The sequence below is a fragment of the Aquibacillus albus genome (assembly GCF_016908325.1).
Lineage (GTDB): Bacteria > Bacillota > Bacilli > Bacillales > Amphibacillaceae > Aquibacillus_A > Aquibacillus_A albus.
Genome location: NZ_JAFBDR010000006.1, coordinates 157,849 through 177,518, shown reverse-complemented (window position 1 = coordinate 177,518; position 19,670 = coordinate 157,849). Strand labels below are relative to the sequence as shown.

Here is a 19,670-nt window from a genome sequence, read left to right as displayed (position 1 = left end):
ATACACAAATCAATTAAAACAATATCAAATAAAAAAAAGTATGTCTAGAAAAGGAAACTGTTGGGATAACGCACCGATAGAAAGCTTCTTTGGTCATCTTAAAGAAGAATCAGTGCGCATTCAACAGCCAAAAACGAAAAAAGAAGTCTATCGTACGATAGACTGGTATATAGATTTCTATAACAATAGAAGAAGACAAAAAGGCTTAGGATCATCAGCTCCAGTTCAATATAAAAGTAAATTGGCAGCATGACCCCAAACCTTATGTGTCTACTTGACAGGGGTAAGCTTACTGACCCCTTTGTTTAAAGGGTGCCAAAGGTGAAGGCGTTCCTAGACTTTGTATGAATATAAAAGAAAAGAACCGGGCAGGGATACCCGGTTTATTGGATCAATCTTTATTCTCAAAGCGCTTCAAAATTCCATAAATAGTTTCCACATAAGGGAGTTCCAATCCGGATTGCTCCGCTAGTCGGATGGCACCTCCATGTAAATGTTCTACTTCCAACCGTAACCCTTTTCGTCGATCCTGATGCATAGATGAGGTTGCGTCTTCATCAAATTTCCTTAAGTTATCCATTGCTTTTTCAACATGTTGTTTATTTAATGGGATGTTGTTAGCGTTAGCAAGCTTAGTCATATCTTCTAATATCTTTTCAGCTATTCGAAACGTTGAAGGCCGCTTACGTACCTCACCAATTACTGAATCCGTAGCAGTAGTAATACCTGAAAAAGCAGTAATGAACATATACTTGTTCCACATTTCTAACGATATATCATCGGCTTGTTTGGCGTTCATTTTGGCATTGCGTGAAACCGATTCAATTTGTTGACATAAAGCTTGTTGAGATGGATGTAGAGGGCCAAAGCGAAGGTCATGAAAAGAACTAGCATGTACCACATCCCCTTGATTATCCAGTGTAGCAATGATAAATGATAACCCGCCTAACACAGCCTCTTCTCCTAATTGTTCTTGAAGAATAGGTAAGTGTTCAATCCCATTAAGGACAGGTAATACACGTGCTCCTTTGGCAGTAAGTGTTTTTAATTGACTAATAGTATCTTGGAGGTGATAGCCTTTCACCGCGAGAAGGACGAGGTCAGCTGTATCCACCTCGCTTGCATCTTCGATTACATTCGGTGCTTCAATTGCATAATCACCTTCGACACTATGGATAAGAATTCCACTTTGTCGAAGCTGTTGTGCTCTTTTCGGTCTTACCAAAAATACGACATCCTGACCACTCTGTTCCCATCGAGCCCCAAAATAAGCTCCTAATGCGCCAGCACCTAAAACAACAATCTTCACACGAACACTCCTATCATTTTTGTGTTTAATCATTTTGAATTTAGACTGTTACCATTAGTATAGATGATTCTAGATACTTAAGTGTAGCATTTTACTAAAATCGCAAACGTGTATCTATATAATCATAGCTGACAAGTAATCTTTCATGAAAGAGATAGGTGAGAAAAAAACTGAATTAGGGAAGAGAATTGAGCTATATAATATTGCGTAAAAATGTGATATACTTCTATCGGTATCAAACTGGATTTTAAAAAGTAGTTCAAAAGTAAAGGGCTTTGTCCACCTCTTGAACGCTAACATTTCTAAGGGGGAGACTAGGATGGTTCCGACGGAGAGTGCAAACATAGATGAAAAACTAGCAAATATTATTCCATTCATTCCAGAGGGCGACTTTTATTTTACAAAGGGCGTCGAAGCCTTTCAAAAAAGGAAATTTGATATCGCACTTAAATGGTTAAAAAAGGCTGTGGAATTAGAGCCGGAGGAAGCTTTATATCAATGCCAAATGTCCATTATATATACTGAAATTGGGGCATATCATGCTGCAAATCAAATATTAAATAAGGTTCTTTCAACAAATGGTGAAAGTTATATTGACTGTTATTATTTAATTGCTAACAATTATGCTCATCTTGGATTGTTACAAGATGCAAAAAAATATATCCTTACTTATTTAGAAAAAGCTCCAGATGGTGATTTTCGTGAAGAGGCGGAACAATTGTTGACCGTTTTAGATCTTGATGAGGAGGAAGAAATCGAGGACTGGATGTATGAAGAAGAGGAAGATGAACTTCTTATTTATCAAGAAACAGCATTTTATCATTTAGAACGTGAGGAATGGAGTCATGCCATTCCTTTATTAGAAGAAATGATGGCCGTTTTTCCGGAGTATGTATACGCCAAGCATGAATATAGCTTCGCGTTATTTTTCTCTGGTCATGAGGAAGATGCTATTGAGCTTGAAGAAGCTGCCGTAAAAAAAGATCCACAATCGCTTTTTAGTCATACAAATCTAGCTATCTATTACCATGAGCGCAAACAATACGATTTACGTGACAGACATATTGAGTTAATCCGTAATATTTATCCGATTCATGAACAGCAAAAATTACGAATTGCTTGTACATTGGCAAGGACAGGCAATACTAAAGAAGCATTTAAACGATTTCAAACATTATCTAAATCACATTTAACTGGACATGCAAGCTATTTTAAATGGTATAGTATTGCAGCGTTTCAGTCTGGATATCCAGAGAAAGCACGTATCATTTGGGAAGAAGGATGTAAAAAGCATCAAAAATTAGTAAAAAATCAAGTTCCCTGGACATGAATAAGCTTTCCTTCATAAGTTAAATATATGTAAAAATGAGCAGAATATTAGACCTAAACCTGTCTTTCATAAGATAATATGCGATGAATGCAGTTTAGGATGATTTAGAAAGGGTGAAACACAGTGTCTGAAGAACGAATTTATGATGTGATCATTGCAGGTGCAGGACCAGCAGGTATGACTGCTGCTGTTTACGCTTCCCGTGCAAATTTAGATACACTGATGATTGAACGAGGTATTCCAGGCGGTCAAATGGCGAATACAGAAGACGTTGAAAACTATCCAGGATATGACCATATTCTAGGGCCGGACTTGTCGAACAAAATGTTTGAGCATGCGAAGAAGTTTGGTGCTGAATATGCTTATGGAGATATTAAAGAAGTAAAGGATGGCAAGGAATTTAAAACAATTGTTGCCGGAAACAAGGAATATAAAGCAAGAGCAATCATTATTACTACTGGTGCTCAATTTAAAAAATTAGGTATCCCTGGGGAAGATGAGCTTAGTGGTAGAGGTGTTTCTTATTGCGCTGTTTGTGATGGTGCTTTCTTTAAGGAAAAAGAGTTGATTGTCGTTGGTGGTGGAGATTCAGCAGTGGAAGAAGGAGTTTATTTAACTCGTTTTGCAAGTAAAGTAACGATTGTTCACCGACGTGATGAGCTGCGTGCACAAAAAATACTTCAGCAGCGAGCTTTTGATAATGACAAGGTCGATTTCATTTGGGATACTACTGTAAAAACAATTAATGGTAAAGATGGAAAAGTTGGTAGTGTGACCCTCGTTAATAAAAATACAGGTGAAGAATATGAACACAAAACAGATGGAGTGTTTGTATATATTGGTATGAATCCATTAAGCACACCATTCCAATCTTTAGGAATTACAAATGATGAAGGATATATTGTTACCAATGAACGAATGGAAACAGCTGTACCGGGTATATTTGCTGCAGGAGACATCCGAGAAAAAGAGCTACGCCAAATTGTAACTGCAACTGGTGATGGAAGTATAGCAGCTCAGGCCGCACAAGCTTACGTTGAAAATTTAGAGGAAGAATTAAACGCAGTGAAATAAAAAAAAGCTGGCGTAAATGCAATTTAACCTTCCTGTAACACGCACGAAACATTTATGGGGTATAATGGTATTAACTAATTGACCCCCTTTTAATAGATAATAAATTGGAAGCACAGGTAATCATTACCTGTGCACTTTTTTTTGTACCACAAGATTACTAATTACTGTAGGTATGAGACAATCATAGGGTGAAAGAATTTTCATCAATGATAAACGTTTGATGATTTGTGGGTTAGTTAAGATTCATTGTATAATAAGAAGATAATGTATTATTGGTTTTGGTGTATTTACATCTAGGAAGCATCTAAGATACACCTCCATTTGGAAAGAGTTGATATAAAATGCGTAGAGTTACAAATTGTGTATTAAAAGATGGAAACCATATTCTTATGTTAAAAAAACCAAGACGTGGTTGGTATGCAATGCCAGGAGGAAAAATGGAAGAAGGAGAATCGATTAAGGATGCTGCCGTAAGAGAATTTAAAGAAGAGACGGGACTAAAATTAATAAACCCTGAATTAAAGGGAGCATTCACAGTTATAGAAAAAGAAGACGGTGTAACGGAGCAAGAATGGATGATGTTTACTTTTTTCTGTAGCAGTTATGAAGGCAAACTCGTCGATCATTGTGATGAAGGAGACTTGGAGTGGGTTCCTACGGAGGAAGTGTTAAACAAACCAATGGCTGAAGGTGACCGTTCCATTTATCATCATATCCTTCATCACGATAATCTATTATATGGAACCTTTATCTATACGCAGGATTATAAGTTATTAGATAAGAAGCTTGATCCAAACCCATAAATGAGGTTATTCAAGAAGGGGATGTCAACATTGGTAGCCAAGGAAACAGAAACCAATTTGGTAATTATTACTGGGATGTCAGGAGCAGGAAAAACAGTAGCAGTTCAGAGTTTTGAAGATTTAGGTTATTATTGTGTCGATAATTTACCTCCTGCATTACTTCCAAAGTTTTTAGATTTGATGAGAGATGCTTCTAACAATATCGATAAAGTTGCGCTCGTGATGGACTTACGAGGGCGTGAATTTTTTGACATGTTATTTGAAGCATTGGATAAGCTTGGTAAAGAAGATTGGTTAGAGGAGCATATTCTTTTTTTAGATGCGAAAGATGAAACACTCGTTTCTCGATATAAAGAAACGAGAAGATCGCACCCGTTGGCACAAGATGGCTTACCATTAGAAGGGATCAAACAGGAACGGCGAATTCTTGATGAACTTCGAGGGCGTGCCCATCATATTATCGATACAACAAATCTTAAGCCAAAGCAATTACGAGAAAAAATTGTGAAAAAATTTGGGGAAAGGGAACAGCAAATATTCTCTGTTCATTTTGTTTCTTTTGGATTCAAGTATGGTCTCCCCATTGATTCAGATCTAGTATTTGACGTCCGATTTTTACCAAACCCACATTATGTTGAACATATGCGTCCATTAACTGGGTTAAATTCAGAAGTGGCTTCCTATGTGTTTAAATGGTCGGATACACAAATTTTCCTTGAAAAATTGTATGATTTACTTCAATTTATGATGCCGCAGTATAAAAAAGAAGGAAAGAGTCAATTGGTTGTTGCAATCGGATGTACAGGTGGTCAACATCGTTCTGTTGCTATTGCAGAACATTTTGCAAGGCAGTTTTCCAAGGGCTATATAACACATGCAAGTCATCGAGATATAGACAAAAGAAAGGGACATTAATCATATGAAGGAAAAGAGGAAACCGCAGGTAACTGTTCTTGGGGGTGGTACTGGTATGCCAGTACTTCTAAGGGGTCTTAAAGAATATCCCATTGATCTATCAGCCATTGTAACCGTCGCTGATGACGGGGGAAGCTCTGGAAGACTTCGAACAGAAATGGCGATGCCAGCTCCAGGAGATATTCGTAATGTCATTGCAGCGTTATCAGATGTTGAACCAATGTTAATGGAACTTTTTCAACATCGCTTCAAAAATGGAAACAGTCTCTCCGGTCATTCGATGGGGAATTTGTTGTTAGCAGCAATGACTGCTGTTACTGGAGATTTTTACAATGGAATTAAAGAAATCTCGCGAGTACTTAATGTAAAAGGAAACATTTACCCAATTGCAAACCAAAATATGTTCTTGCATGCTGAGATGGAAGATGGAGAAATAATCTCAGGTGAGTCTAATATACCGTTAGCAAATAAAAGGATTAAGCGAGTATTTTTAAAACCAGAACCGGTTCTGCCACTTCCTGAAGCTGTGCAAGCTGTTGAAAAAGCTGATCTTGTTGTCATTGCACCGGGAAGTCTTTATACGAGTACATTGCCAAACATGATTGTTCCAGAAATTGGGGATGCATTAAAAAATACGATGGGGAAAGTAGTATATGTGTGTAATGTCATGACACAGCAAGGGGAAACAAGTGGTTATTCAGCAGCAGACCATGTCCAAGCGATTACAGATCATATTGGCAAGGGAAGTATTCATTCCATCATTGTAAACAATGAACCGATTGTTGGCGACGTACGTAAGGTTTATGCGGAAGAAAATGCAGAGCCAGTTGTTTATGATACCGATCGCTTAAAAGAGATGGGGCTTGAAATTATTGAAGCGGACATTATTGATCATTCGAAAAAAATGCTGCGTCATGATACGGAAAAGGTCGCTAAATTGTTATATTCATTATTGATACAATAAATGGTTCGCTTGTTTTGACAGGGAGGTGATGAGATTGTCATTTGCATCAGATATAAAGAAAGAATTAACGAAAGTAACAAACCGTCCCTGTTGTGCACAATCCGAGCTCACTGCTTTGATTCGAATGAACGGGGCAATATCTTTTTCAAGACAGGAATATGTTTTAGATGTTCAAACGGAAAATGCTGCAATAGCTAGACGAATTTATACATTAATAAAGTCGTTATATCCATATCCTGTTGAGTTATTAGTAAGAAAGAAAATGAAACTGAGAAAAAACAATGTTTATATTGTTCGTTTGATTGAAGGTGCCCATATCATACTATCTGACTTAGAAATCTTGGAGGAACCCTTTCAGCTGATTCGAACAATCTCTGATAAATATACAAAAAAGACTTGTTGTAGAAGAGCATATTTGAGGGGGGCCTTTTTAGCGGGTGGTTCGGTTAATAATCCGGAAACATCCTCCTATCATTTAGAAATATTCAATTTTTATCAAGTACACAACGATGCTGTTTGTGAATTGATGAATTCGTTTCATTTACATGCACGCATATTAGAACGAAAAAAAGGATTTATCGTTTATATAAAAGAGGCAGAAAAGATTACGGAATTTCTGAATTATGTTGGAGCTCATCAAGCATTGCTCAAATTTGAAGATGTACGTATTGTTCGGGATATGAGAAATTCCGTCAATCGACTTGTTAACTGTGAAACGGCTAATTTGAATAAGACGATAGGTGCTGCTTTTCGTCAAGTAGAAAATATCCGCTTTATTGATAAAACAGTAGGTCTAGATGCCTTGCCAGATAAACTAAAAGAAATTGCAGTACTGCGTGTTCAACATCAGGATGTTTCGCTTAAGGAGCTTGGTGAACTTGTTTCTAATGGAAAAATTAGTAAATCAGGAATTAATCATCGATTACGAAAAATTGATGAGTTTGCAGAAAAGCTAAGAAACGGCGAGGCTCTTGAAAATTAAAAAAATTTTTTGAAAAATGCTTGTACTTATTTTCATCAGCGTTGTAGTTTTTGTTTTTTCCGTGATATAATAATAAAAAGCTCTCTTACATATTTTTGAAGAGAGCTTTTTAAAAAAACATAAATGATAGCGCTTTCTTTTGCGTGGGATGAGAGAGGAGAATGTTTATTGGTCGAGAAATCGGTAGTTGTCACGATTGATAGTGGTCTTCAAGCAAGGCCGGCAGCAGAGTTTGTACGAAGAGCAAATAATTTTACATCTGAATTATTTATTGAAAAAGGCGAGAAACGTATTAATGCAAAAAGCATTATGGGATTAATGAGTTTGGCAATAGCTTCAGGAGAAGAAATTACAATTATTGCAGATGGAGCAGATGATCAAGTTGCAATTGATGAGCTTAGTAATTTTGTTACAAAACAATAGGTTAAGGTTTGACATAAATAACAAAGGTCTAATCTTATTCATCGAACAGATTAGACCTTTTGTCTCCCTTTTATAAATGGATTTGTAAGAGCATTTTTTTATTCTGTTGCTTTTTTCTCCATTACTTTGTCAATTAAGCCGTATTCCTTTGCTTTTTGAGCTGACATAAAGTTGTCACGTTCTGTATCACGCTCAATTACATCTAAAGGCTGACCAGTACGTTCAGAAAGAATCTTGTTTAATTTTTCACGCATTTCAATGATTCGTTTTGCATGAATTTGAATATCTGTTGCTTGCCCCTGTGTTCCACCAAGTGGTTGGTGAATCATTACTTCACTATTTGGTAGGGCATAACGCTTGCCTTGCTCACCAGCTGATAATAGAAATGCACCCATGGAAGCTGCCATACCAATACAGATTGTTGAGACATTCGGCTTAATGAATTGCATGGTATCATATATAGCCATACCAGCTGTAATGGATCCACCCGGCGAATTAATGTATAAAGAAATGTCTTTATCAGGATCTTCTGCAGCTAGGAAAAGTAACTGGGAGACGATACTATTCGCAACATTATCATCAATCCCGCTTCCTAGCATGATAATGCGGTCTTTTAAAAGTCTTGAGTAAATATCATATGCACGTTCACCGCGGTTTGTTTGTTCAATAACTGTTGGTATTAAATTCATTTGAAATTTCCTCCTTTGTAATCGTTATGTCATCGATTAGGATGACTAACTACTTTCATATTAACTAATTGGTCAATAAAGGTCAAACAAAACACATTGCTTATTATGTAAAGGCTAGACGTGAAGATTTAAGGCTTTTTACACTTAATATACGTTATTTATGGAATAGAGAATTGATTAAAAATAATAATCAACGTACAACATTCAAATACCTAATTCTATCGTTTCCCGTTTTTAGTTGAAATAAACCTTTCAGAACAATTAACCCTATTGGTACGCCTCCTATCACATCTAGAATGTATGTTAGTATCCTATCTGTTATGCTTGTACTCAAGTTAAAGGACACTACAGATATCTTTGACATAAGTGTAGATAATTCCTCTATATAATGTAATAAAAGTAGGAATTTGTTAGGTCCATTTGAAATTGTCGCTATTATCAGTTATAATAATTTTTGTCCTATTTTAAAACCATTTCAATAATTATATATTTGCGCCCGTAGCTCAGGGGATAGAGCAATGGTTTCCGGTACCATGAGTCGGGGGTTCGAATCCCTCCGGGCGCGCTTACTTAGAAAAAGACAAGGAAGAGTGTTTCTCACCCTTGGATTATTTGGTATTACCATTAAGTATATTATAGAAGTTACTCATACACTTTTTTTGTATTGACAGTATGCATCTGCCATGCTAGACTTCTTGTTAATATATAAAGTGACCTGTTTCATAATCAAATAAAAGTGAATAATAACGTTCTTATCAAGAGAGGTGGAGGGACTGGCCCAATGAAGCCCGGCAACCATTAAGTCTATGACTTAAAAAGGTGCCAATTCCTGCTAAGCAAAGTGCTTGGAAGATAAGAGAGATAATATAAAGTATTAACCTCTCTATCTTCAGAGAGGTTTTATTATTGTAATAAGAAAGGTGGTTGTGCTTCCTATGAAGGTGAAAGTTGCCTTATCTAGGGATACGGGAACAGTTTCTATCGGTGATTTACAGCTTGAGTCAGGGAAGACTCTTAGAAATGTTGAACTTGCTTTTGAAAGAGTAGGATCAATAGACAACCCTGCTATCCTTGTGTGCCATGCATTAACTGGTACACAAAATGCTGTAGGAAGCGATGAAGACCCAGGTTATTGGGCTAAATTAATTCACCCCGGTGGCTATATTGATTTAGAAAAATTCCAAGTGATATCTTTTAATGTCATAGGGGGTTGTAATGGCTCAACTGGTCCGTTAAGTGAAAGCCCTGAAACTGGAGAACCATATCAAACAAGTTTTCCTTTTGTGACGATAAGAGATATGGTGAATGCACAAAAGCTTGCACTAGAGCAGCTGGGAATTCACCATTTAAAAGCAGTAGTGGGTGGTTCTTTAGGTGGAATGCAAGTGCTGGAATGGGGAATTTGTTATCCAAACGCAATGGATAGTTTGTTTCCACTAGCAGTAACGCCATATTTGAATGATTATGCGATTGCATTTAATAATATTGCGCGTTTAGCGATTTTACAAGATCCTAAATGGAACAATGGGCATTATTCCAAAGACTCTATCCCTGAACATGGTTTGAGTCTGGCTAGAATGATAGGGATGATTACGTATCGTTCAGGGGATTTATTTAATGAGCGGTTTGGGAGAGAGCAGCGTGGACCTGTTGGTGTATCACATGAAGAAATTGCTTATGAAATAGAATCTTATCTTGATTATCAAGGAAAGAAATTGACAAAGCGTTTTGATGCGAATAGCTATCTCTATTTATTAAAAGCAATGGATACGCACGATATCGGTAGAGAACGAGGGGGTTGGATGGAAGCAGCAGAAAACTTCCAGGCGCCTTTATATGCATTCAGTTATTCTGGAGATTTATTGTTTCCAACGAAAGAATTCAAGCAATTAACTGACTATTTGCAGAATATTGGGAAGGCTAGCTCCTTTGAAGAAATTGAAACGCAGTTTGGGCATGATGGCTTTTTAGTAGAGTTTGAAAAATGGGGCCATCTGATTCAAGAAAAACTTGATCATTTATAAGTAAAAAGTTCAAGCAACAATCATATTAGAAAATAGTCGAATTTTACAAAACTTTTGACAAAAACTGCGATACGTAGTACATTAAAACAAGTAATTTTTTAATAATTAGATAATTATATGGATCTCTTATCCAGAGAGGCAGAGGGACTGGCCCGACGAAGCCCAGCAACCATTAAGTTAGATATGCCTAACTTAAAAAGGTGCTAATTCCTGCAGGAAATTAATTTCCTGGTAGATAAGAGGAGGATTTATATAAACCCTCTTCTTAAGGAAGAGGGTTTTTTAGTACAGAATGAAACATTTTAGGAGGAATTATAAATGACTAAACCAACGAATACTACGTACGATCTTGAAACATTAACATTACATGGAGGTCAGGCACCAGATCCAACAACAGGTTCTAGAGCAGTGCCAATTTATCAAACAACTTCTTATGTATTCCATGATACAGAGCATGCAGAAAGACTTTTTGCATTAGATGAGCCAGGAAATATTTATTCAAGAATTGGGAATCCAACAGTAGACGTATTTGAAAAAAGAATGGCTCTTCTTGAGGACGGGGTAGCTTCGGTAGCAACTTCTTCTGGTATGTCAGCTATCACTCTATCAATTTTAAACCTAGCAAGTGCTGGAGATGAAATTGTAGCTGCTGTAAACCTTTATGGTGGAACCTATAACTTATTCGCAGTTACACTACCGAGATATGGAATCAATGTTAAGTTTGTTGATCCGAATGATCCAAATAACTTCCGTGAAGCAATTACAGATAAAACAAAAGCAGTATTTGGCGAAATTATTGGAAACCCAGGCTTACAAGTATTAGATGTAGAAGCAGTAGCGGATATTTCTCATGATGCTGGAGTTCCATTAATCATTGATAATACTTTTGCTACTCCATACTTATGCAAACCAATTACACTAGGTGCAGATATCGTTGTTCACTCTGCTACAAAATGGATTGGCGGTCATGGTACATCGATTGGTGGAGTAATTGTAGATGGCGGACGCTTTAACTGGAATTCAGAAAAGTACCCTGCATTTACGGAGCCAGACCAAAGCTATAACGGAATCCGTTATGCAGTAGATTTCGGAACATTGGCGTTTATTACAAAGGTTCGCGTCCAACTGTTGAGAGACTTTGGGGCAGCGCTAAGTCCATTTAACGCATTCCAATTACTACAAGGGTTAGAAACATTGCACCTACGTGTAGAAAGACATAATAACAATGCGGCAGAATTAGCGGAATTCTTAGAAAATCACCCAGCAGTAGAGTGGGTATCGTATCCAGGACTTGGAAATCATCCATCTCATCAGCTGGCTAAACGAATTTTAAATAATGGATTTGGTTCTATGATTGTCTTCGGTATTAAAGGTGGCCGTGATGCCGGAAGAGATTTAATCAATAACGTTTCACTTTGGTCTCACGTAGCAAACGTAGGGGATGCAAGATCACTAATTATTCACCCTGCTTCCACTACACACCAACAGCTAACAAAAGAACAGCTGGATGAGACTGGAGTATCAGAAGAATTGGTTCGTTTGTCCGTTGGAATTGAATCAGTACGAGATATTTCAAACGATTTAAACCAAGCATTGGCAAAAGCAACTGGAATATCTAATGGTGAAGATGAAGAAATTGTTATTAATGATGAAGGTGTCATTCGTTGGGCACTAAATTCTCCATATGAACGTGTGCAGGAGGATGGAGAAGAAAAAACAAGACAAAAGACACTGGCAATTGTTGGTTTGAGCGGGAAGGAAGCTCGCCCAAGTTACCGCTTAGCTAGGAAGATGCAACGTCTTGGTTACAAAATCGTTCCAGTTAACCCAAGAGAGACAGAAATTCTAGGTGAAAAGGCTTATCCAGATATTAAGAGTGTGCCTTTCCCGATTGATATTGTACAAGTGTTTAGAAGTCCAGAAGCAGCAATTGGAATTGCGGAGGAAGCTCTAGAAGTGAAGCCGAAAATTTTCTGGTTACAAGAAGGGGTTGTTTCACCAAAAGCAGCCGAGATTGCAAGAAAAGGCGGATTGCAAGTTGTTCATAACCGCTGTACTTATAAAGAAGCACAGCGATTAAGAGGAACGATTTCCACTTACGCTTGTGAAATTTAAGTTTATAGAACGAAAGAATATAGTTAATTGAAGAGATAGAAAAATGATTCACAAGGGAAAGCCCATTGAGAAATCATACATGGCAACTAAAGGGGGATGCTTTACATGACAGCGGAAGAAACAAAAACAATTTCACCTATTTCAGGTTCGTATAATTTAACAAACTATACTGAGGTAAGTAAATCATTTAATTGGGAAAGTGCAGCACAAGAGCTGAGCTTTCAAAAAACTGGTAAACTAAATGCGGCGTATGAAACGATTGATCGTCATGTAGATGAAGGCTTCGGAGATAAAATCGCTCTTTATTACGTAAATGGTGATGAACAACGGGAGTTAACCTTTCGTGAGGTAAAAGAAAAGACGGATCACTATGCCCGTATTTTAAAGGAGAATGGTGTTGTTAAAGGTGACCGAGTCTTTGTATTTCTTCCAAAAACACCAGAATGCTATATTGCAATTCTAGCTGTAATAAAAATAGGTGCAATTGCAGGGCCGCTGTTCGAAGCATTCATGGAAGATGCTGTGAAGGATAGAATAAACGATTGTAAAGGTACGGTACTAATTACTGATAAAGAACTAGTTCAACGGGTTCCACAATCGGATATCCCATCACTAGAAACGATTCTATTAGCGGAGGATATTGAAAATATCCCTTATGAAGCAAGTGAAAACAGTTTCGTTGAGTGGGTAGATGAAAATGATGGACTGATTATTCACTACACAAGTGGTTCAACTGGTAAGCCAAAAGGTGTATTACACGCACATCGATCTACGGTCCACCATTACCAATCTGGAAAATGGGTGCTAGATGTCAAAGAAGATGATGTGTACTGGTGTACTTCGCATCCAGGCTGGGTTACTGGTAGTGTTTATGGTTTATTTGCACCTTGGCTAAATCGTGCAACAATTGTTATTCAAGGTGGTCGTTTTAAAGCTGAAAACTGGTACCAGCTTATTCAAGATTTAAAGGTAACTACTTGGTACAGTGCCCCAACTGCTTTTCGTATGCTAATGTCTCAAGGGGATTTATTTAAAAAATACGATCTTTCATCGTTAAGGCATATTTTAAGTGTTGGAGAACCATTAAATCCTGAAGTTATTCAATGGGCTTGGAAGAATCTAGGGCTTCGAATTCATGATACGTGGTGGATGACAGAAACAGGTGGACACCTTATTGTCAACCTACCAGCAGAGAAAATAAAGCCAGGATCAATGGGTAGAGCTTTTCCAGGTATAACAGTAGGAATATTAGATGAAGAAGGAAATGAATTACCTAGAGGGTCTGTTGGACAGCTAGCTGTTCGTACTCCTTGGCCTGGATTAATGAAAGAAATTTGGGGAAATGAAGACAAATTTAATTCTTATTTTAAATATGAAGGCTGGTATATTTCTGGTGATTTAGCCTTACAGGATGAAGAGGGTTACGTCTTTTTCCAAGGCAGAAATGATGACATGATCAACTCTGCTGGTGAAAGAATTGGGCCTTTCGAGGTTGAAAGTAAATTAATTGAGCACCCTGCCGTAGCAGAGGCTGGAGTAATCGGTAAACCAGATCCTGTCCGTGGTGAATTAGTGAAAGCATTCATAACTTTACGTACAGGTTATGAAGAGTCAAAAGAATTAATCGAAGAAATTCGTCTATTCGTAAGAAAAAATTTATCGGCACACGCCGCTCCTAGGGAAATTGAAGTTGTTGATGAACTTCCGAAAACAAAAATCAGCGGAAAGATTCTTCGTAGAAAATTAAAAGAACGGGAGATTCAAAAAGTTCAGGCGTAGGAGGCGGAATATGAGCAGCTTAAAAATTGTATTATTAGGCTTTGGAACGGTTGGTGAAGGTGTTTACCAAACGATTCAAACTCATCAGAACCGTCTACAATCTCTACTTGGTAAAAAAGTAGAGATTGTAGGTGTTTTAGTGAATGATATAAATAAAAAACGAAAGATAGACCAGCATGTAGTGATTACTGATGACATGGATGATTTGTTAGAAATACCTGATGTAGATGTGGTCATCGAAGCAATTGTCGGTGTTGAACCGGGGTATTCTTATGTAAAAAAATCTTTAGACAAGGGATTTCATGTCATTACTGCCAACAAAGAGTTATTAGCTAACAAAGGCAAGGAATTAAAAAAGCAAGCAGTGCAAAATCATGTAAGATTAGAATATGAGGCTGCTGTTGCGGGTGGAATTCCTATCATTAGTACGCTTCGACATTTGTTAAGGGTTAATAGAATAACAAAAATAGAAGCGATTTTAAATGGAACGTCAAACTATATTCTTACAGATATAACGGAGAATCAAACGCCTTTCAAGGATGCACTTTATGATGCACAGCAAAAAGGGTATGCAGAAGCTGATCCAAGTAATGATATTGATGGCTGGGATGCTTTTTACAAGTTAATGATTTTAAGTGATCTATTATTTGGAACACAACCTTCATGGGATAGCATCGTCCATCGAGGGATTAGAAATGTTCGTGATGTTGATATCCTTGCTGCACATTCTATCGGGTGTAAAATAAAACATGTTGCATCTTTGGTGAGTGAAGATGGCGATGTAAAACTAGCGGTTGAACCTGTAGTACTGCCATCCTCTCATGCCTTATATTCGGTTGATGGAGTCGATAATGCGGTAATGGTAACTGGAGATATTGTTGGACAATTACAGCTTCAGGGGCCAGGCGCAGGAGCTCTTCCTACTGCTAGTGCTATTATTGAGGATTTAGTTAACATTTATCAAATAAAAGAAAATGTTTATGAAGAGAGTGCAGTTTCTTTTACATCGTTAAGTGAGTCTGCTTTGGAAGATTGGCTCGTCATAGGACTGGCTGATTCAATAGATTCACTAACCATTCAAGATAAATGGGAAATTTCTAAAGATGGAAGTACAACAACCTGCTGGAGAGTAACTGCTTCAGAAGCAGATGTTCAAAGCGTGGTTCAGGATCAACCAGGGGTAGCCTACTACCGGATGAATAGCCAATTCTCTGAAATTAAAAGCTTAAGTACTGTAGGTTAATTCTGCTGAATCATGTTATGGGTTTAGCACAGAAAAACGCTCAGATTAAATCTGAGCGTTTTTTAACGTTTGGAGTTTGGTTTTACGGACTCGCGGATTTCGTGTAGATGAGGGGTCTGACCCCTTTGATGTCACAAATAGCGATACAAATGCATATAAAGTACTCTATACAAATTATTTCCATTTCATTAATATTATTAGTAAAATTAAATTATCTAACACATATCATCAGGAGGCAAAAATGAAGAAAGTGGTTATGTACACGAAAGAAAATTGTCCATTATGCGAAGATGCAAAGGAGCTTCTATTAATCCTAAAGAACGAGGTCTCCTTTTCATTCGAAGAAATAGACATTTATACGGATGATCGATTACTAGAAAAATACCAGCTAATGATTCCAGTTGTTGAAATAGATGGGAAAGAGGTAGATTTCGGTCAAATCAGTATCGAGCATATTCTGTCAAATTTAACATAAAAAACTAAAATTAGACAAAATGGAAGAAAAGAGTTGTGGTAGAAACACCCATCTGATACAATTAATATTAGTTAAGGAATTTTTTTGCCGCATGCGGGACATATTATGACTAGCGGGGACAAAATCAACCCGGTGGATAGACGAAAAGGAGTCAAATGATGAGAGCATTGATTGATATTCAACAGAAATTATTCCCTGATTTGCTCAAAGTCATGCAGCGGAGGTATAAAATTCTTCATTACATACAATTAATGCAACCAATCGGACGGAGAAGTTTAGCCGATAACATTGAACTGGCTGAACGAATCGTTCGCAGCGAAGTTGATTTTTTTAACAAAAATGGTCTTATTGAAGTAACAGCTAAAGGAATGCATCTAACAAATGCAGGCATAGAACTTCTTAATCAGTTAGCAGCATTTATGAAAGAAGTTTCTGGATTTAGTGTTTTAGAACAGCATGTGAAGGACAAATTACAATTGAATCATGTAATTGTTGTTCCAGGTAATAGTGATGAGCATGATTGGGTAAAACAAGAGTTAGGTAAGGCATGTATACATTACTTAAAGACAATCTTACAGATGAAACAAACGATTGCAGTTACTGGAGGAACATCGATGGCAGCAGTTGCGGAAATGATGACTCCTTTTAACGGGGCCACGAATTGCATGTTTGTACCTGCTAGAGGTGGACTTGGCGAACGTGTCGAAAATCAAGCCAATACGATATGTGTGGAAATGGCTAAAAAAGCGCATGGTGAATATCGACTGTTGTATGTACCCGATCCAATAAGTGAAGAATCCTATCAATCGATTATTGAGGAGCCTTCTATAAAAGAAGTATTGGAGATTATTCGAGATGCGGATGTCGTTATTCATGGAATTGGAGATGCTGTAACGATGGCCAAAAGAAGGAAAGCCTCTAAGGATGTGCTAAACAAAATTGTTGATGGTAATGCTGTTAGTGAAGCATTTGGTTACTATTTTAATGAGTCTGGTGAAGTTATTCATAAAGTTCGAACAGTTGGCATTCAATTGGAGGATTTATACAAAACAGATTGCGTAATTGCTGTTGCTGGAGGTAAATCAAAAGCAAAAGCGATTAACTCCTATTTTAAACAAGGAAAAAGCAACGTTTTAATTACCGACGAAAGTGCTGCACAAGAGTTAATAAGGGAATTTTCCCTTTAAATATATATGTAAAAACCAAGGAGGAAATGAATCATGACAGTAAAAGTAGGTATTAATGGTTTTGGTCGTATCGGCCGTAATGTATTTCGTCAAGCATTAAAAAACAATGAGGTAGAAGTAGTAGCAGTAAATGATCTGACAGATGCAAATATGCTAGCTCATTTATTGAAATATGATTCTGTTCATGGAAAGCTTGAAGAAGAAGTATCTGTAAACGGAACTAACCTAGTAGTTGCTGGAAAAGAAATCAAAGTACTTTCTGAAAGAGATCCTGCTAACCTTGGCTGGGAAGATCTTGGAGTAGAAGTTGTTATTGAATCAACTGGTCGCTTCACAAAACGTGAAGATGCTAGTAAGCACCTTGAAGCTGGTGCGAAAAAAGTCGTTATTTCTGCACCTGCAAATGATGAAGATATTACAATTGTAATGGGTGTTAACCAAGATAAATATGACGCGGCTAGCCATCATGTTATTTCTAATGCATCTTGTACAACTAACTGCTTAGCGCCATTTGCGAAAGTACTTAATGATAAATTCGGTTTGAAGCGCGGTATGATGACAACTGTACACTCTTACACAAATGACCAACAAATTCTTGATTTACCACATAAAGATTATCGTCGTGCACGTGCTGCTGCAGAAAACATTATCCCGACAACAACTGGGGCTGCAAAAGCAGTATCACTAGTACTACCAGAATTAAAAGGAAAGTTAAATGGTATGGCAATGCGTGTACCTACTCCAGACGGCTCTTTAGTTGACTTAGTTGCAGAACTAGATAAAGATGTAACTGCTGAAGAAGTAAATGCAGCATTCCAAGCAGCGGCAGAAGGTGAATTAAAAGGAATCCTTGGATATTCTGATGAGCCATTAGTATCAGCTGACTATGTAGGTGATCCTCACTCTTCTACTATTGATGCTCAATCTACAATGGTAATGGAAGGAAACATGGTTAAAGTTGTTTCTTGGTATGACAATGAAATGGGATACTCTTCTCGTTGTGTAGACTTGGCTGTTTTCTTAAAGCAACAAGGACTATAAGTTGAATAATTTTTAACAAGATAAGGAACTGTTAATGGGGAGGGGGATCAATCCTCCTCCCCATTTCTTGTTTTAAAATGGAAACTTACATATGGAAGGTAAAGATAAGGAGGTTATTGGGTAATGAGCAAGCAAACGATTCGTGATTTAGACGTAAAAGGAAAAAAGGTTTTTTGCCGTGTTGATTTTAACGTACCAATGAAGAATGGTGAAGTGACAGACGAAACTCGAATTAAAGCTGCGATTCCTACTATTCAGTATCTAGCAGAGCAAGGAGCCCGCGTCATCCTCTCAAGCCATTTAGGCCGTCCAAAAGGTGAAGTTGTTGAAGAATTGAGACTAGATCCAGTAGCTAAGCGTCTCAGTGATCTACTAAACAAAACGGTAACAAAAACAGATGAAGTTTACGGTCCAGAAGTAGATAAAGCACTAGGTGACATGGAAGATGGCGATGTTTTATTAATAGAAAATGTTCGTTTTCATCCAGGTGAAACAAATAATGATCCAGAATTAGCCAAAGAATTTGCAAAAATGGCTGATTTATATGTAAACGATGCATTCGGAGCAGCTCACCGTGCCCATGCATCAACTGCAGGTGTTGCAGAGCATTTACCTTCTGCAGCTGGGTTCCTCTTACAAAAAGAGCTTGATGTATTAGGGAAAGCATTATCTGATCCTGATCGTCCGTTTACTGCTATCATTGGTGGGGCAAAAGTTAAAGATAAAATCGGCGTTATTGAAAATCTATTAGAAAAGGTAGACAATCTAATTGTTGGCGGCGGTTTAGCTTATACGTTTATTAAAGCAAAGGGATATGAAATTGGAAAATCTCTTTTAGAGGAAGACAAAATTGAATTAGCTAAAGAATTCATGCAAAAAGCAGAAGAAAAAGGTGTTAATTTTGTATTGCCAATCGATGTAATTGTTGCAGATGATTTTTCTAATGACGCAAATACAAAAGAAGTTGATATCGATAGTATTCCTGCTGATTGGGAAGCGTTAGATATTGGGCCAAAAACGCGTGAAAAATATGCCGGCATCGTTCAGGATTCGAAGCTTGTCATTTGGAATGGACCAATGGGTGTATTTGAACTAGAAACATTTGCGAATGGCACAAAAGCAGTTGCAGATGCACTTGCTAAAACAGAAGGATATACCGTAATTGGTGGTGGAGATTCAGCAGCTGCAGTTGAAAAATTTAACTATGCAGACAAGATGGATCACATTTCTACCGGTGGGGGAGCATCCTTAGAATTTATGGAAGGAAAAGTCCTACCAGGTGTAGATGCTTTAAGCGATAAATAATTTAGAGAGGGT

18 protein-coding genes, 1 tRNA gene and 2 riboswitches are annotated in these 19,670 nt (G+C 37.5%); of the genes, 17 read left to right on the top strand and 2 right to left on the bottom strand.

Annotation, left to right across the window (positions count from 1 at the left end; all coding sequences use genetic code 11):
- On the top strand, nt 1-253 hold a 253-nt coding region (locus tag JOC48_RS07555; RefSeq protein WP_204498465.1), incomplete at its 5' end, for an integrase core domain-containing protein.
- A gap of 138 nt (nt 254-391) precedes the next feature.
- On the opposite strand, the gene JOC48_RS07550 is transcribed toward JOC48_RS07555, so the two are convergent.
- Nucleotides 392-1,309: a 2-dehydropantoate 2-reductase gene (locus JOC48_RS07550; protein WP_204498464.1), complete on the bottom strand. Its 918-nt coding sequence runs from the start codon at nt 1,307-1,309 to the stop codon at nt 392-394.
- Between the two features lie 319 nt (nt 1,310-1,628).
- On the opposite strand from JOC48_RS07550, the gene JOC48_RS07545 reads away from it, so the two are divergent.
- The 7 genes from JOC48_RS07545 (at nt 1,629) to JOC48_RS07515 (ending at nt 7,800) form a co-directional block, all read left to right on the top strand.
- On the top strand, nt 1,629-2,639 hold the full coding sequence (locus JOC48_RS07545; RefSeq protein WP_204498463.1) for a tetratricopeptide repeat protein: 1,011 nt from the start codon (nt 1,629-1,631) through the stop codon (nt 2,637-2,639).
- Between the two features lie 123 nt (nt 2,640-2,762).
- Nucleotides 2,763-3,713, top strand: coding sequence for a thioredoxin-disulfide reductase (gene trxB, locus JOC48_RS07540; RefSeq protein WP_204498462.1), 951 nt, complete (start codon nt 2,763-2,765; stop codon nt 3,711-3,713).
- 341 nt (nt 3,714-4,054) lie between these two features.
- Nucleotides 4,055-4,516 (top strand): 8-oxo-dGTP diphosphatase, encoded by a 462-nt coding sequence (locus JOC48_RS07535; RefSeq protein WP_204498461.1) that lies wholly within the window; start codon nt 4,055-4,057, stop codon nt 4,514-4,516.
- 21 nt (nt 4,517-4,537) lie between these two features.
- Nucleotides 4,538-5,431 carry an RNase adapter RapZ gene (rapZ, locus tag JOC48_RS07530; protein WP_204498460.1) on the top strand — a complete coding sequence of 298 codons (894 nt, stop codon included), beginning with the start codon at nt 4,538-4,540 and terminating at the stop codon, nt 5,429-5,431.
- Between the two features lie 4 nt (nt 5,432-5,435).
- The gene (locus tag JOC48_RS07525; protein WP_204498459.1) at nt 5,436-6,395 is read left to right on the top strand and encodes a gluconeogenesis factor YvcK family protein; all 960 of its coding nucleotides are present in this window, start codon (nt 5,436-5,438) and stop codon (nt 6,393-6,395) included.
- A gap of 34 nt (nt 6,396-6,429) precedes the next feature.
- Nucleotides 6,430-7,377 carry a DNA-binding protein WhiA gene (gene whiA, locus JOC48_RS07520; RefSeq protein ID WP_204498458.1) on the top strand — a complete coding sequence of 316 codons (948 nt, stop codon included), beginning with the start codon at nt 6,430-6,432 and terminating at the stop codon, nt 7,375-7,377.
- Nucleotides 7,378-7,545: 168 nt separating this feature from the next.
- Nucleotides 7,546-7,800 carry an HPr family phosphocarrier protein gene (locus tag JOC48_RS07515; RefSeq protein ID WP_204498457.1) on the top strand — a complete coding sequence of 85 codons (255 nt, stop codon included), beginning with the start codon at nt 7,546-7,548 and terminating at the stop codon, nt 7,798-7,800.
- A 98-nt stretch (nt 7,801-7,898) separates the two neighbouring features.
- On the opposite strand, the gene clpP is transcribed toward JOC48_RS07515, so the two are convergent.
- Nucleotides 7,899-8,489, bottom strand: a complete 591-nt coding sequence (gene clpP, locus JOC48_RS07510) for an ATP-dependent Clp endopeptidase proteolytic subunit ClpP (protein WP_204498456.1) — start codon at nt 8,487-8,489, stop codon at nt 7,899-7,901.
- 492 nt (nt 8,490-8,981) lie between these two features.
- On the opposite strand from clpP, the gene JOC48_RS07505 reads away from it, so the two are divergent.
- The 9 genes from JOC48_RS07505 (at nt 8,982) to JOC48_RS07465 (ending at nt 19,658) form a co-directional block, all read left to right on the top strand.
- Nucleotides 8,982-9,054: transfer RNA gene (locus tag JOC48_RS07505), tRNA-Arg, on the top strand.
- A gap of 184 nt (nt 9,055-9,238) precedes the next feature.
- A riboswitch (SAM riboswitch) is annotated at nt 9,239-9,348 on the top strand.
- Between the two features lie 76 nt (nt 9,349-9,424).
- On the top strand, nt 9,425-10,513 hold the full coding sequence (gene metX / locus JOC48_RS07500; protein ID WP_204498455.1) for a homoserine O-acetyltransferase MetX: 1,089 nt from the start codon (nt 9,425-9,427) through the stop codon (nt 10,511-10,513).
- Between the two features lie 123 nt (nt 10,514-10,636).
- Nucleotides 10,637-10,755, top strand: a riboswitch (SAM riboswitch).
- 76 nt (nt 10,756-10,831) lie between these two features.
- Nucleotides 10,832-12,628 carry a PLP-dependent aspartate aminotransferase family protein gene (locus JOC48_RS07495; protein WP_204498454.1) on the top strand — a complete coding sequence of 599 codons (1,797 nt, stop codon included), beginning with the start codon at nt 10,832-10,834 and terminating at the stop codon, nt 12,626-12,628.
- 105 nt (nt 12,629-12,733) lie between these two features.
- Nucleotides 12,734-14,407 carry an acetate--CoA ligase gene (gene acsA, locus JOC48_RS07490; protein ID WP_204498453.1) on the top strand — a complete coding sequence of 558 codons (1,674 nt, stop codon included), beginning with the start codon at nt 12,734-12,736 and terminating at the stop codon, nt 14,405-14,407.
- 10 nt (nt 14,408-14,417) lie between these two features.
- Nucleotides 14,418-15,650: a homoserine dehydrogenase gene (locus tag JOC48_RS07485; RefSeq protein ID WP_204498452.1), complete on the top strand. Its 1,233-nt coding sequence runs from the start codon at nt 14,418-14,420 to the stop codon at nt 15,648-15,650.
- Nucleotides 15,651-15,891: 241 nt separating this feature from the next.
- On the top strand, nt 15,892-16,125 hold the full coding sequence (locus tag JOC48_RS07480; protein ID WP_204498451.1) for a glutaredoxin family protein: 234 nt from the start codon (nt 15,892-15,894) through the stop codon (nt 16,123-16,125).
- Nucleotides 16,126-16,283: 158 nt separating this feature from the next.
- Nucleotides 16,284-17,312, top strand: coding sequence for a sugar-binding transcriptional regulator (locus tag JOC48_RS07475; protein WP_204498450.1), 1,029 nt, complete (start codon nt 16,284-16,286; stop codon nt 17,310-17,312).
- 33 nt (nt 17,313-17,345) lie between these two features.
- The gene (gene gap, locus JOC48_RS07470) at nt 17,346-18,353 is read left to right on the top strand and encodes a type I glyceraldehyde-3-phosphate dehydrogenase (RefSeq protein ID WP_204498449.1); all 1,008 of its coding nucleotides are present in this window, start codon (nt 17,346-17,348) and stop codon (nt 18,351-18,353) included.
- Nucleotides 18,354-18,476: 123 nt separating this feature from the next.
- Nucleotides 18,477-19,658, top strand: a complete 1,182-nt coding sequence (locus JOC48_RS07465; protein ID WP_204498448.1) for a phosphoglycerate kinase — start codon at nt 18,477-18,479, stop codon at nt 19,656-19,658.
- The last annotated feature ends 12 nt before the right edge of the window (nt 19,659-19,670 follow it).